The following is a 15,095-nucleotide window of genomic DNA, read 5'->3' as shown; positions in this document are numbered from 1 at the left end:
AATAATAGAGAGAATTTTCTATAATTTTAATATTTATAATAATGGTAGCATTGAATCTTTTTTGTGTCAATGAAACTTGACAATTGGGATAATGTTTACTTTCATTAACAAATGACACCAACCATTAGTAAATGATTGGTGTCAAGTTCTGTGGCTACTCCCCCAGATTATTCTCCTGAATTGTTCTGCTTTTCCGATTGCTTAGCATTCTTTTTAGTTTTCTTACTTTTTTCAGTCATACTTGATCCCCTCCATTTGAGTTTACAATCAGTATTCCTAAATAAGTATTCATTCATTCAATGATTATTGAGTTGGCGACTAAATTATATTTTAAAACTCATAATTTCTGCTTCTAACCTATTAGCACTTTCTCTGGTCTTCAGAGTCTGTTCTCTAACCTCATTGGCCTTGAAATTAACCTCTGTTGCTCGATTTGCGATATCTGATGTTCCACTTGCACCTTGGCCGGTACCATTCCTCTAGTTTCAATGAGGCCTAATGCCTCTTCTCCAAAGTACTCCATGAAGGTCATTCCTCTTTCCTACCATAATGAAAAATCGCACATGCGGTGTCCTATTTAATCTCTTATTCCTTTTAACTATCTTTCCTTTAGCTTATATGTCTTAATTTCTCTTATCCAAAACATGTATCTATCCTGTTGTCATCATTATAATTGCATTTGTTAAATATGTAACATACCGTTTGCTTATACGGGATATAGAATTAATAATAGGTGCTCCATGAGTACTCATAAGATACTCCGTTGATGCTCCAGTCAAATACTAACGCTCTATTTGACCAATTAAGAAGCTAACAAACTAAAAACAGGGAGGTTTATTCACTACTCATAGTAGCGAATAAACCTCCCTGTTATGTTCTAGTTTCAATCCAATGTTCTTACAATACCGCCAACACTGCGTCAGTCATTTCCACTGTTCCTAGAACTTTATCGCCAGGTCGTGCTAGATCTCCGGTCCGATATCCTTGTTCCAGTACTTTTTCCACTGCAGCCTCGATGCGAGCAGCTTCCTCATCCATTGCGAAGGTGTAGCGCAGCATCAGGGCAGCCGAGAGAATAGTAGCTAAAGGATTTGCCAAGTTCTTACCCGCAATATCCGGGGCAGAACCGTGGGCAGGTTCATACATCCCTTTCGTCCCATTAAGGCTTGCGGAAGACAGCATACCGATGGAGCCGCCCAACATAGAAGCTAAGTCCGTGAGAATATCCCCGAACATATTCTCCGTAACGATAACATCAAATTGTTTGGGGTTGCGCACCAATTGCATAGCTGCATTATCCACTAAAAGATGGGTGAGCTCCACTTCCGGATAGTCTTTCGCGAGCTCAATTGCAATCTCCCGCCAGAGACGTGAGGTTTCTAAAACATTAGCCTTATCTACTGAGCAGAGTTTTTTGCCACGGATCTGTGCCGTTTCAAAGCCTTTTATGAGAATGCGCCGAATCTCCTCTTCCGAATAGGACATCGTATCATAGGCGGCGCGAGGGTTATCCGAGCGACCCTTTTCCCCGAAATAAACGCCTCCGGTTAATTCCCGAATGACCACCATATCGACCCCATCCAAGACCTCTTCCTTGAGAGTAGAGGTGGAAATCAAGCTGGGAAGCATGCGCACCGGGCGAATATTGGCATAGAAGTTAAGACCTTTGCGCAGACCCAGAAGGGCTGCAGTTTCTGGTCGTTCAGGGGATGGCAGATGATCCCATTTGGGTCCTCCAACTGCTCCTAAGAGGACGGCATCAGCTTCTTGACAGGCCCTCAAGGTCTCATCCGGCAAAGCTTTTCCCACCGATTCGATGGCTACTCCACCGACAAGATACTCCTTGAATTCAAATTCTGCTTCTTTAGTTCCTAAGACGGCTTTGATCACCCTCACCGCTTGAGGAATAATCTCTTGACCGATCCCATCCCCAGGCAACACAGCAATTTTAGGCATTTTCACGTCTCCCCTTCACATATGGAATGAGTCCCCCAGTTTTAATCAAGTCCTGCATAAAAGGAGGGAAAGGTCGTGCTTCGAATTCGGTGTTCTTTGTTAGATTAATGATCTTACCCGACTCTAAATCCACGCTGACTTCATCCCCTGTTTCAATGCCTTGGACAGCCTCAGGGCTCTCTAAAATAGGCATACCAATATTTAATGAGTTACGATAAAAAATTCGAGCATAGGATTCTGCGATAACGGCCTTCACCCCTGCGGCCTTAATGGCTACCGGGGCATGTTCGCGCGAGGATCCACAGCCAAAGTTTTTACCGCCGACGATGACATCACCAATCCTCACTTCCTTGGCAAAATTAACATCCGCATCTTCCATACAGTGGGCTGCTAAATGCTCAGGACTGAATTGATTCATATGGCGTGCCGGTATAATAGCATCTGTATCGATATCATCCCCAAATTTCCATGCTCTTGCCATTATAACACCTCCTCTGGATGAGAGATTTCTCCGGCGATTGCAGTAGCTGCCGCCACTGCCGGTCCTGCCAAATAAACCTCACTTTCCGGATGCCCCATACGCCCTACAAAATTACGGTTCGTTGTTGAAAGGGCTCTTTCCCCTTTGGCGAGAATTCCCATAAAGCCACCTAAACAAGGTCCACAGGTCGGAGTGCTGACCACAGCCCCCGCATCGATAAAGATATCCAGCAATCCTTCTTTCATAGCTTGCTTATAAATATCCTGAGTGCCGGGAATCACGATTAAGCGCACATCGGAATAAACCTTTTTACCCCTCATGATTTGAGCGGCTACCCGAAGGTCCTCTAAACGTCCATTCGTACAGGAACCGATCACCACTTGATCAATTTTGATGCCTTTTCCTTCACTAACAGGCTTAGCGTTCTCCGGTAGGTGCGGGAATGCCACCTGTAGAGGGATATCCGCAACATCCCATTCGTAAACCTTCACATATTCGGCATCAGGATCACTATGATAGACTTTATATGGACGTTTAGCTCTTGCTTGGAGATAGTCCAAGGTCTTTTGGTCTGGTGCGATAATGCCATTTTTAGCGCCAGCCTCCACTGCCATATTGCACATGGTGAAACGACTATCCATGGATAAGGCAGCAATGCCCTCTCCGGTAAATTCCATAGCCTGATAGCGAGCGCCATCCACCCCGATTTTACCAATAGTATAGAGAATCAGGTCTTTACCGCTCACCCAAGGTTGAAAGTTTGTGCCCTTGAAAACAAATTTAATGGACTCGGGAATTCTGAACCAGGCTTCTCCCGTTGCCATTCCAGCGGCTAGGTCCGTACTTCCGACACCCGTTGCAAAAGCTCCTAAGGCACCATAAGTACAGGTATGGGAATCAGCACCGATGATTACGTCACCGGGTAAGGTGACCCCTTGTTCGGGAAGGAGACAGTGCTCTACTCCGACTCGTCCTTGTTCCCAGTAATGAACGATTTCTTGCTTTTTAGCAAATTCACGCATGACTTTGCTTAACTCAGCGGAAGCAATATCCTTATTAGGGGTAAAGTGGTCCGGAACTAGGGCCACCTTATTCTTGTCCCAAACGTTTTCCACCCCGAATTTCTCGAATTCCCGGATGGCGACAGGACCGGTGATATCGTTAGCTAAGGTCAAATCAAGCTTCGCTGTGATCAGCTGACCGGGCACAACCCGATCCAGCCCTGCATGCTCGGCAAGAATCTTCTCAGTGATCGTCATTGCCATACTATCTCAATTCCTTTCCTCTCAATAGAACGGTGCGCTTTGTTTATCTCGAACAAAGCGCACACATGTGTAATTATAAACGACTTTATTAACGATCTCTTGGTGGGATGAACCATCATTCCATCGAGACAAATGACAAGGTAACTGGTGCGGGAGACTCTATATCCTATGGGGGATAAACTAGATGCCGCGTTTTTTGATAAAGGGCATCATACCACGAAGTTCAGCTCCGACTTTTTCAATTTGATGATCGGCGTCTTTACGTTCGGTGGCATTAAAGAAAGGACGATTGGTTTGGTTTTCTAAGAGCCAGTTCTTAGCAAAGGTACCGTCTTGGATTTCCGCAAGAACCTTTTTCATTTCTTTACGGGTTTCATCGGTGATGATCCGCTTTCCTACGACCATATCGCCATACTCTGCGGTATCAGAGATTGAGTAACGCATCCAGCTCATACCGCCTTCATAGATCAGATCAACGATGAGCTTCATTTCATGCAAGCACTCGAAATAAGCGCTCTCCGGTTGATAACCTGCTTCAACTAATGTATCAAATCCAGCTTTGATCAATTCGGATACCCCACCGCAAAGAACGGCTTGTTCTCCGAAGAGGTCGGTTTCAGTTTCTTCCTTGAAGGTGGTCTCTAGAACTCCTGCACGAGTACAACCGATACCCTTTGCATAAGCCAGAGCGAGATCATGGGCACGACCGCTAGCATCTTGATGAACTGCGATTAAGCCAGGGACCCCTGCCCCTTCTTCATAGGTTCTGCGTACCAAGTGGCCGGGGCTCTTCGGAGCAACCATGAATACATCCACATCAGCAGGAGGTACGATTTGTCCATAGTGGATGTTAAAGCCATGGGAGAAGATCAAGCATTTGCCTGCTGTTAGGTTCGGTTTGATATCCTTTTCATAGACAGCCGCTTGGCGCTCATCAGGCAGAAGGATTTGGATAACATCTGCTTGAGCAGCCGCATCGGCTACAGTAGCTACTTTCAATCCAGCCGCTTCAGCTTGTTTCCAGCGACGGGAATCAGTGCGTAGACCCACGACGACGTCAAGACCGGAATCTTTTAAGTTCTGGGCTTGAGCATGACCTTGGCTCCCGTAACCCATTACTGCAATTTTTTTACCTTGAAGTAACTCTAAACTTGCATCGGAATCATAATACATCTTTGCCATTGATAAAACGCTCCTTCTTGAATCCTAGTGGATTATCTTAGTTTTTTTATGATAAGCAACTTATTTTATAGTTCTAATAATAACATATTATTCACTGTTCTACAACAGGAAGAGAACTAATAAAGTGTTTTTATAACAATATGATTCTTACCCTTGTGGGATACATCTTAACTATCTAAGCGGGTAATGGCGATTTTACCTGTTCGAACCAATTCCATTAATCCAAAAGGACGAATGGTCCGCACGAAGGCGTCAATCTTTTCTTCATCTCCGGTGAGTTCTACGGTAAGATTGCTGCGACCCATGTCCACTACTCTACCCCGGAAGACATCCACTATCTGTAGAATTTCCAAACGAGTATCCGCTTTTACCTTAATGCGAACTAAGGCCAGTTCCCGATCTACGACAGTTTCTTTGGTCAAATCCACTACCTTATGAACCACCACCAGCTTATGAAGCTGCTTGGAGACCTGTTCTATGACTGTTTCATCCCCATCAACGACAATGGTCATCCGAGAAATACCGGGATTCTCTGTTTGGCAGACGGAAAGGCTATTGATATTGTATGCCCGGCGGGCGAATAAACCGGCCACCCGGGTTAGTACTCCTGGGTTATTTTCCACAAGAACAGCTAAAGTATGCAACATATCTTTACCTCCCCAGCATTTCTGTGAGTGCCTTCCCCGGGGGAACCATGGGGTACACCACTTCATCTTCGGAAATTACAAAGTCCATCAGAACTGGGCCGGGATGATGGATGGCTTCTAATAGGGCATCCCGTACTTGCGAAACCTCAGTGACGCGGATTCCGTGAATACCATAAGCATCGGCAATCTTAATGAAGTCTGGATTGGCGGAAAGTTGGATTTGATTATAGCGTTCATCACAGAAGACTTTTTGTAACTGGCGAACCATTCCCAAAACTCCATTATTCATCAGAATGATTTTCACGGGGAGCTTATATTGAACGGCAGTGGCAAGCTCCTGGATACTCATTTGGAAAGAACCGTCCCCGGTCACCAGAAAAACTGTTGCATTGGGGGCTGCTACTTGTGATCCGATCGCTGCCGGCAAGCCAAAGCCCATAGTTCCCAGTCCACCACTGGTAATAAACTGGCGAGCTCCCGGGACAGGAAAACTTTGCGCTGCCCACATTTGATGCTGTCCTACATCCGTGGCCACGATGTCATCTTTCCCAGCCACTTCCCCAAGGGTCTCGATAATAACCTGAGGATTTAACACAGTGGGATCAGTGACTTTAGGTTTTTCTTCTTGCCAGAGGTGGATTTGATCCCACCAAGTTGAGATAGTAGGTGGAGTTAAGCGTGGCAGAAGTTCTTCTAAAACTAATTTAGCATTTCCGACGATGGGGACATTGGTCCGCACGACTTTGCTTATCTCAGCGGGATCGATGTCAATATGAATGATTTTGGCTTTTGTAGCAAATCGATGACCCAAGCCACTGGTGACGCGATCATCAAACCGTACCCCTACAGCGATAAGAAGATCACAATCATCCACCGCGTAATTTGCGGTTATCGTTCCGTGCATGCCTACCATGCCAAGGACGTTAGGATGGCTTGTGGGCATGCTACCAATTCCCATCAAGGTGGTGACCACCGGAAGATTGGCACCTTCAGCCACTTCTTGGAGAATTTCACTGGCTCCAGCTGTAACGACTCCACCCCCCGCATAAAGAACAGGGCGTTGGGATTGGGCAATGACACGAGCCGCTTCCTCGATCTGTCCAGCGTTTCCTTTGCTAAAGTACTTATAACTCTTCAAATGCAGTTCTGACGAGTCAGGAACCACATCCGTTGCTGATAGAACGTCTTTCGGCAAATCAATTAAGACGGGGCCGGGTCGTCCTGTGCTGGCAATATGAAAGGCTTCCTTGACTATCCGTGGAATCTGCCGTGGATCTTTGACAATATAGGAGTGTTTTGTGATTGGAAGAGTGATCCCGGCGATATCTACCTCTTGGAAAGAATCCGTTCCCAAGAGGTTGGTGGGCACTTGGCCCGTTAATACCACAATGGGTATAGAATCCATATAAGCATTGGCAATACCTGTAACCAGATTGGTCGCCCCTGGACCGGAAGTGGCGAGACAGACCCCCACTTTTCCGCTGACACGGGCAAAGGCATCAGCCGCATGGACTGCTGTTTGCTCATGACGTGGCAATATATGCTTAATGGAGCAGTTGATTAGGGCATCATAAATGGGTAAAACTGCACCGCCGGGATACCCAAAAAGGACTTCTACCCCTTCTTGAACTAAAGAATCCAGCAAGAGTGCTGCCCCTGTCGCATATGTGGTACACTCCTTATCTTTCCCCATACTTTATTCCCCCTTCAATCGTCGTAAGGCCGCTCCTTTTGAAGCAGATTGCACAAAGTAGGCATACCGTCCCAGGTAGCCCTTGCTTAATTCGGGCTTGAGATGGTCGCTTTGCATTGCTTTTGCATCAAATTCTTTTCTGCGTTGACTTCTTTCTTCCTCTGAAACAACCCATTCCAGCTGGCCTTTGCCGATATCGATACGAATAGTATCTCCATCCTCTAAAAGAGCAATATCGCCTCCGATGGCTGCTTCCGGTGATACATGGCCGATAGAGAGCCCACGGCTGGCACCGGAGAAACGCCCATCGGTGATTAACGCCACCTCAGCGTCAAGACCCATGCCTGCCAGAGTAGCTGTAGGCCCTAGCATTTCTCTCATGCCCGGTCCGCCCTTAGGCCCTTCATAACGAATAACAACTACATCACCGGCTTTAATCTCTAGGTTGCGAATAGCTTCAGCTGCAGGATCTTCACCATTGAACACCTTGGCCTTACCCTCGAAGACAAAATCCTGGCTCTTTAGTGCCCCCTGCTTAATCACCGCACCTTCAGGAGCTAAGTTTCCATAGAGGATACGCAATCCCCCTCTTTGAGAGAAGGGTTCGGATTGCGGGCGAATAATATCCCTATCCACAACTCTAGCCTGCTTTAGTCGTTCAGCCATAGTTACCCCGGAGGCAGTCAGAGTCGATCCGTCGATTAAACCAGCATCAAGCAATTGTTTGAGTACGGCACTGACGCCGCCCGCTTCATGAAGTGCTGCTAAGGGTGTCTCTGAGGCGGGTGCTAATTTGCAGATTTGGGGAGTTTTTTCACTGACTTCATTCACTTTGCTCAACTCCCAGACTATGTCCCCTTCATTGGCAATAGCCGGTAGATGCAAAATGGTATTGGTGGAGCAACCTAGGGCCATATCGAGAGCCACCCCGTTTTTCAAGGTAGTTTGGGTAACGATGTCCCGAGGTCTAATATTTTGGCGATACAGCTCCATAACTTGATAACCGGTTTCCTTGGCAAGAATTAACCGCTCCGAATAGACTGCGGGAATCGTGCCATTACCAGGTAAAGCCAAACCGAGGGCTTCAGTTAAACAATTCATAGAGTTGGCAGTAAACATCCCCGCGCATGAACCGCAAGTGGGGCAAGCCTTGGACTCTAACTCATGGAGCCAAGCTTCATCTTTTTTACCGGCGTGTACCTGACCGACCCCTTCAAATACGGTGCTCAGGGTGACGGGAGCACCCTCAAATCGTCCCGGTAACATGGGACCGCCACTGACCACAATGGCAGGTATATTTAAGCGCATGGCCGCCATCAACATTCCTGGAACGACTTTGTCACAACTTGGGATTAAAACCAAAGCATCCAATTGGTGACCCTTAGCCACAACTTCAATTGCATCAGCTACTATTTCACGACTCGCTAGGGAATAATGCATACCTTCATGACCCATAGCAAGCCCGTCACAGACAGCTATCGTGGAGAACTCAAAAGGTGTTCCACCGTTTTCACGAATGCCAGCTTTCACTGCTTCGGCAACTTGACGAAGATGCATATGACCTGGAACTAGCTCTGTAAAAGAATTTACGACCCCAATAAAAGGTTTTTCAATCTCACGATCGGTAAGTCCTAATGCTTTCAGAAGAGAACGATGGGGCGCTCGGTCAATACCTGCTTTTACTGTATTGCTGTTCATTCTTCCTCTCCACTCCTTTAACATAGATATAAAAAATCTATTGATTATTTTGCAAACTGTCTTTTCAAATGCCTTTAAAATTATATATTACTTTTCCTGCAGCTTTCCTTGGTACATTTTGGACTGCAGGTCCTAAGCATATTGTAACATTACTTCCGAACTTACCCAATGCGTCATTCCTAATTATTACCTACTTATTAATAAGAACCCCGTCGACCAGAGTCAAAGCACGGAAATCCTGCAAGAGATCTTTAAACACGTTTCCCGGTTTTCCATCGCCGATGACCCGACCATCTGCTTGAACTACGGGGATCAATTCAGCAGCGGTTCCGGTCAAGAAACACTCCTCAGCATTGTAAACATCATGGCGGTTAAACAGCTCTTCTCGAACTTCAAGACCTGCCTTCTTAGCTAAGGCAATGACAGCATTACGGGTGACCCCTTCAAGACATCCAGCGGATAAAGGCGGTGTCAGCAAGGCGCCCCGGCGCATGATGAAAATATTATCCGCAGTTCCTTCCACCACATAACCTTCTTGGGTCAACATGATGGCTTCGACCACACCTGCTTGAGTGGATTCGATCTTGGCCATAATATTATTCAAGTAGTTTAAGGATTTTACTCGTGGGCTAAGGGAATCCGGATTTGTCCGACGGACGGCAACTGTTTTGACTTCGAGCCCATTCTCGTACATGTGTTGAGGATATATTTTAATTTGGTCTGCAATACAGATAATACTTGCCGCTTTGCAGTTGTTAGGATCCAAACCTAAGTCTCCCACTCCACGGGTAACTACTAAACGAATATAGGCATTGTCCAAGTTGTTTTTTCTCAAGGTACCGCAAAGAACCTCTTCCATCTCAGACTTAGAGATGCCGATATTTAACATAATCGTTTTAGCTGATTCGTAGAGGCGATCTAGATGCTCCTGACATTTGAATACTCTGCCATGATAAGCCCGAATGCCTTCAAAGATTCCATCCCCATAGAGAAAACCATGATCAAAAACTGATATCTTGGCCTCTTCTGTTGTTAGATACTCCCCATTAAGATAAATAAGCTTTTCCATAAAAATCTCCCCTTCTATTCATAAGTTAAGAAAGCAAATGGTTCTTCTCTACACCCCACTATGAAATTATAGAACTTGGCTTACGTCAAGATTCTCAATAAGATATCACTCAATAAAACGAAAATAATACTGATGGTAGCTATCTAAATAGAAAACCGAGCGGTGTTCCTTGCACTTTGGAGGAACTTTCCGCTCGGGTTTTTTCTGCCCACGGTGTAAATCCATACTCTGGATCTTGTACCGCTCGGACCAGTCGGAGAATTTCCCGGAACCCTAGGTACACTTCCTTCTGTTATAATACATTCATTCATTTATAAATAAGTTTATAATACACAACTAACAGTGTCAACCTATTTTGAAAAACTCTTGTCAAAGAAAAAAAACCATATTATAATGTCCACAATGCGAATACATTTGTTTTCTGGAAACGGATTGGAGGAAGTTCAATGCAGGAAGTTTCAATCGGACTTTTGGGTCTCGGAACCGTCGGTAGTGGCGTAATTCAGATACTCCAGCAGAATGCTAGTGATATACAGAACCGTTGCCAAACTCGAATTAAGGTTTCCAAAGTGCTGGTGCGGAACCTGAATGCCCCTCGCAATATACAAGGGGATTTTACACTTACAGATCAAGTCGAGGATATTCTCGCCGACCCCCAAATCCATGTGGTGGTCGAAGCCATGGGTGGGATAGAACCGGCTCGAACCTATATCTTAGAAGCCTTTAAAAACGGCAAAAACGTCGTTACCGCAAATAAGGATCTACTAGCCATCCATGGCCATGAACTCTTAGATGCCGCCAAAGAAGCCGGTAAAGACCTTTTATTTGAAGCCAGTGTGGCCGGCGGGATTCCCATTATCGCTGCTCTAAAGCAGTCCCTAGCCGGCAACAAAATCACAGAGGTTTTGGGGATTATCAATGGCACCACCAACTACATCTTGACTGCTATGACCGAACAGGGCCGAGACTATCAAGAGGTGTTAGAAGAAGCTCAAATGCTGGGCTATGCCGAAGCCGATCCTTCGGCGGACGTGGATGGCTTAGATGCGGCGCGCAAACTAGCCATACTTTCTTCCATCGCCTTCAACTCTCGAGTTACAGTCAATGATGTTTATGTAGAAGGAATCTCCAAAATCACTGCCGAGGATATTGCCTATGCTCGAGAATTAGATTCAACAATTAAGCTTTTGGCTGTGGCCAAATCTCAAGCAGATGGTATAGAAGTTCGTGTCCATCCAGCAATCTTACCTAATACTCACCCTTTAGCTTCAGTCAATGGGGTCTTTAATGCCATCTATTTGGTGGGAGATGCGGTGGGCGAAACCATGTTCTATGGTCGCGGTGCCGGTTCACTTCCCACCGGAAGCGCTGTTGTATCCGATATCATTCAGGTGGTTCGCAACCTCAATACTCATTCTACTGCTAACATCAATTGTACTTGCTATAACGAATTACCCATCAAGAGCGAGCAAGATTTCAAAAGTGCTTTCTATATTCGCTTGCGAGTCAAGGATGAACCTAGAGTTTTAGCTACTTTGGCCTTACTCTTTGCTGAAGCTAGTGTTAGCTTTGCCTCGATTATTCAAAAGCAGAAGAAACGCCATGAAGCTGAAATTGTTCTTGTGACCCATCCTAGCCAAGAATCCCAGCTTCGCGAGGCTTTGGATTCCGTCAGAGCTTATGGCAAAGTCCTTAGCATTCAAAATGTCATTCGCTTTGAATCGGGGGAACTCAACGACGAATAAGGAGGCTCATCATGGTTTTTGTCAGAATACCCGCAACTTCAGCCAACTTGGGGCCAGGTTTTGATTGCCTCGGCATGGCCCTTTCTTTATATAATTTTGTCCAGATTAATAATAGTGATTCTTTTCAGATTACCTTAACAGGAGACTACTCCGCAGGCATTGCTACAGATGATACCAATCTCGTCTGGCGAAGCATGTGCACCTTGTGGACTGAAATCGGGTTTAAAATTCCCACCGTATCTCTGATTTTGGAGAACAATGTCCCTCCCACACGTGGTTTAGGCAGTAGCTCAGCGGCCATCGTGGGGGGACTTGTAGCGGCTAATGAATATGCCGGAGACGTCTTAAGCAAGCAGGAAATCCTTCAGTTAGCCAATCGTATCGAGGGGCACCCCGATAATGTGGCGCCTGCCCTTCTAGGGGGAATCACTCTGGCCGTATCCACAGAGACCTCGGTAATCGCCAGAGTCTTGCAAGCCAATCCTCTATTTACTGCCTTAGCCATTGTACCCGACTTCCACCTGTCCACTGAAAAAAGTCGCAAGGTGCTGCCCACATCAATATCTCGCTCCGATGCGGTCTTTAATCTTTCCCGGACAGCTCTATTGGTAGAAGCCCTCATCCACGGGAACTATGAGTTTCTCATGGAGGGCATGCAGGATCGGCTGCACCAAAACCAGCGAGCAGCCCTCGTACCCGGTCTTGGGGAAACTTTGCAAGTGGCACTGGATTTTGGGGCCTACGGTTCTGCTCTTAGCGGCTCTGGGCCGACCATCCTTGCTCTGGTCTCTTCTGATAGGGCTGAAAAAGTGTCCCAAGCCATGTTGGACAACTTAGCAAGTCATGGCTTGACAGCCAAGGCCTACCTCCTCTCCGTTGACTCAGAGGGAGCGACGGTTATTTAAGAGGTTATAATTTAAAAAGGCCATTGCTCAAAGAACTGTAAGGTTCCTTAAGCCATGGCCTTTTCTTATAGGGCAAATCCCCAAAGGTTGGGAATTTGAAGAAGATGTGTAAGATTAGTCTAGCCTTTTTTCATCTCATCCAAATACTTGATGGCACTCAGGGCGGCAGTGCCCCCTTCCCCAACAGCTTTGTTCAGCTGATAGGGTTGCCCAGAGCAATCTCCTGCAGCGAAGAGTCCCGGCACATTGGTCCCCAAATCCCGGTTAACCTTAATCGCTCCTTTGTCCATTTCTAGCCCCGGAACAATCTGCTCTGCCGGCAAGCTTTCTCGGAGGACAAAGACTCCATCTACGATGATTTCCTCACTATCCAAGACCAGCTTCTCCACTTGCTGAGTCCCGTAAATCTCTTTGATCTTGGCCTTCTTTTGGATGATTCTTGAATCGAGTTGACCCACTTCTTTATAGAAAGGTATGTAATATACTTCCGAACAAAGCTCAGCCATGAAATTAGCTTCCGCTTCACCCTCATGACTGTAGGAAATAATGGCGACTTTTTTTCCTTTGTACAAAGGACCATCGCAGGTCGCACAATAGCCTACCCCACGACCCAGAAGCTCTGTCTCTCCAGGAAGAAGCTTGGTCGGTGATACCCCTGTGGCCAGAATCACAGCATCAGCTTCAAAGGATTCATTATTACCCACTAAGGTAAAAGGCGGTCCGGGATAAATATTGAGGACCTTCCAGGTCGTGACTTCAATTCCCATGGATTTTAAGTGATTCAGATAGTGTTGCCGTAACTCTTCCCCTTTAATTTCCGGAAAGCCCAAGTAGTTATCAATCTGTGGTGCCTTAGCTAATTTTGGGCTGCAAAAATCACTCCCTAAAAGAATAAAGTCTTTATTTCTAATCTTGGCATTCAAAGCAGCCGACATCCCAGCTGGCCCACACCCAACAATAGCAAGCTGATAATGGGATTTTAGTTTCAACTCTTCACTCATACAACTCAACCTCCTTAGTTCAATATTCTTCATATTCTCCAAAAGATCTTGGAATCCCTCTCTTACAAATCAAATAGTGCGTAGTAGTAGATGTGTTACCTTCAGATAGTCTTAGTATCGACAAAGAACAGCGAAATAAAGCACTCAATATAGAAACACGCTCAATTTTCAGCGTGTTTTCTTTAACCCATAGAGTTCCTGATAATTAGAATAGTTCTCTAAGACCCGTTGCACATATTCCCTGGTTTCTCCAAAAGGGATATCCTCAATTTTTAAATCATCTACCTTAAGCTGTTCTGTTTTTAGCCACTCGTTGACATGCCCACGCCCACCATTGTAAGCCGCCAAGACGAGCTCAGTATCTTGGAATTCCTTTTGCAAATCGGCTATGTACCAGGTTCCATACTGTATATTCTTTCCCGGCTTTTTTAATTGGCTTTGGCTGAAGCTTTGATCGCCAAGGGTTTCAGCAATCCATTTAGCAGTATCCGGCATAAGCTGCATCAGGCCCATGGCCCCTTTGTGAGACTCGGAATAGGGGAGAAATGTGCTCTCGGCGCGAATTACGGAAATGACAAGCAAAGGATCAACCTCATATTGCACTGCATATTCCTCAATTAGAGTTCGATAGGGATAGGGGTAAAGCACCTTTTTCAGGGTTGGGGTCTGAGATAAGGCAATTGCAGCCACCAAGAGAATCAGGATAAAGGAAAATCCTGATCGTCTTCTCTTACGTTTTACTTTGAACCCTTTTTTCTTCATAGGGACTCCTTGAATTTCATCAGTATTTACGCATTCTTTAAGTGTAATACGCGTCTTATTTTAAAGTTATTATTTAATTCTATAGACCATGGTCTATAATTATTCTTTCCATTTCCTTCCTCAATTGTAATTCAGTTTGCTGCCAATTTCCAGAATTATCGATGACAACATCTGCTTTTTTTCTTTTCTCGTCTAATGAAAATTGGGCTTGCATACGTAGCTCAACTTCGCCAAGAGTGAACGCATCTCGTCTCATCACACGTTCCTTCTGGGTATCTGCTGGAACCCAAACGACCCAAATCTCATCCATATGTTCATGAAAACCTGCCTCAAAAAGCAAAGGAACGTCCCAAATGCATACTTTTTGTCCTGCTAATGCGATGGTTTCTTGTTGTTTAAGCATGTCTCGTCTGACTAAAGGATGAAGAATCTGCTCAAGCTGCCTAAGCGCAAAATCATCAGCAAAAACAATACTACCTAAGGCCCGGCGATTGATCCGTCCTTCGTCGGTCACAATACCATGACCAAATGCAGCCGCGATGGCTGCAATGGTTTCAGGTGCATCATATAATTCATGGACCGTTTGATCCGCGTCAATAATCGGTATACCGTGTTCGGAGAGCCAGCGGGAGACCGTGGATTTTCCGCTTCCAATCCCTCCCGTCAAACCTATGACGAACATAAACGCCAC

General features: G+C 45.7%; 13 protein-coding genes. 2 read left to right on the top strand and 11 right to left on the bottom strand.

What is annotated here, in order from left to right; translation table 11 throughout:
* Positions 1-897: 897 nt before the first annotated feature.
* The 8 genes from leuB to ilvE form a co-directional block, all read right to left on the bottom strand.
* Complete coding sequence (gene leuB / locus DESDI_RS07840) at positions 898-1,956, bottom strand: 3-isopropylmalate dehydrogenase (RefSeq protein ID WP_015262100.1); 1,059 nt, start codon at positions 1,954-1,956, stop codon at positions 898-900.
* Positions 1,949-2,437: a 3-isopropylmalate dehydratase small subunit gene (locus tag DESDI_RS07835; RefSeq protein WP_015262099.1), complete on the bottom strand. Its 489-nt coding sequence runs from the start codon at positions 2,435-2,437 to the stop codon at positions 1,949-1,951. The genes leuB and DESDI_RS07835 overlap by 8 nt, the downstream gene beginning before the upstream one ends.
* Positions 2,437-3,702 carry a 3-isopropylmalate dehydratase large subunit gene (gene leuC, locus DESDI_RS07830; protein WP_015262098.1) on the bottom strand — a complete coding sequence of 422 codons (1,266 nt, stop codon included), beginning with the start codon at positions 3,700-3,702 and terminating at the stop codon, positions 2,437-2,439. Before leuC ends, DESDI_RS07835 begins: the two co-directional genes overlap by 1 nt.
* Positions 3,703-3,882: 180 nt before the next feature.
* Positions 3,883-4,884, bottom strand: coding sequence for a ketol-acid reductoisomerase (gene ilvC, locus DESDI_RS07825; RefSeq protein ID WP_015262097.1), 1,002 nt, complete (start codon positions 4,882-4,884; stop codon positions 3,883-3,885).
* A 167-nt stretch (positions 4,885-5,051) separates the two neighbouring features.
* Positions 5,052-5,531 carry an acetolactate synthase small subunit gene (gene ilvN / locus DESDI_RS07820; protein ID WP_015262096.1) on the bottom strand — a complete coding sequence of 160 codons (480 nt, stop codon included), beginning with the start codon at positions 5,529-5,531 and terminating at the stop codon, positions 5,052-5,054.
* 4 nt (positions 5,532-5,535) lie between these two features.
* A complete protein-coding gene (gene ilvB, locus DESDI_RS07815) occupies positions 5,536-7,224 on the bottom strand; it encodes a biosynthetic-type acetolactate synthase large subunit (RefSeq protein ID WP_015262095.1) in 1,689 nt (562 codons plus the stop codon).
* 3 nt (positions 7,225-7,227) lie between these two features.
* Positions 7,228-8,922 carry a dihydroxy-acid dehydratase gene (gene ilvD, locus DESDI_RS07810; RefSeq protein ID WP_015262094.1) on the bottom strand — a complete coding sequence of 565 codons (1,695 nt, stop codon included), beginning with the start codon at positions 8,920-8,922 and terminating at the stop codon, positions 7,228-7,230.
* Between the two features lie 190 nt (positions 8,923-9,112).
* Positions 9,113-9,991, bottom strand: coding sequence for a branched-chain-amino-acid transaminase (gene ilvE / locus DESDI_RS07805; RefSeq protein WP_015262093.1), 879 nt, complete (start codon positions 9,989-9,991; stop codon positions 9,113-9,115).
* A gap of 446 nt (positions 9,992-10,437) precedes the next feature.
* On the opposite strand from ilvE, the gene DESDI_RS07800 reads away from it, so the two are divergent.
* Positions 10,438-11,736 carry a homoserine dehydrogenase gene (locus DESDI_RS07800; RefSeq protein ID WP_015262092.1) on the top strand — a complete coding sequence of 433 codons (1,299 nt, stop codon included), beginning with the start codon at positions 10,438-10,440 and terminating at the stop codon, positions 11,734-11,736.
* An 11-nt stretch (positions 11,737-11,747) separates the two neighbouring features.
* Entirely contained in the window at positions 11,748-12,641 is an 894-nt protein-coding gene (gene thrB, locus DESDI_RS07795) for a homoserine kinase (RefSeq protein ID WP_015262091.1), read from the top strand.
* 119 nt (positions 12,642-12,760) lie between these two features.
* On the opposite strand, the gene DESDI_RS07790 is transcribed toward thrB, so the two are convergent.
* From DESDI_RS07790 to coaE, 3 genes are all read right to left on the bottom strand, one after another.
* A complete protein-coding gene (locus tag DESDI_RS07790; protein ID WP_015262090.1) occupies positions 12,761-13,642 on the bottom strand; it encodes an NAD(P)/FAD-dependent oxidoreductase in 882 nt (293 codons plus the stop codon).
* Between the two features lie 168 nt (positions 13,643-13,810).
* Complete coding sequence (locus DESDI_RS07785) at positions 13,811-14,404, bottom strand: lytic transglycosylase domain-containing protein (protein WP_015262089.1); 594 nt, start codon at positions 14,402-14,404, stop codon at positions 13,811-13,813.
* Positions 14,405-14,483: 79 nt separating this feature from the next.
* Positions 14,484-15,086, bottom strand: a complete 603-nt coding sequence (gene coaE, locus DESDI_RS07780) for a dephospho-CoA kinase (protein ID WP_015262088.1) — start codon at positions 15,084-15,086, stop codon at positions 14,484-14,486.
* Positions 15,087-15,095 lie beyond the last annotated feature (9 nt).

Origin of the sequence: Desulfitobacterium dichloroeliminans LMG P-21439, from assembly GCF_000243135.2 — a bacterium.
GTDB lineage: Bacteria > Bacillota > Desulfitobacteriia > Desulfitobacteriales > Desulfitobacteriaceae > Desulfitobacterium > Desulfitobacterium dichloroeliminans.
Note: the sequence above shows the minus strand (reverse complement) of the source record. Positions and strands in the feature narration are given on the sequence as shown.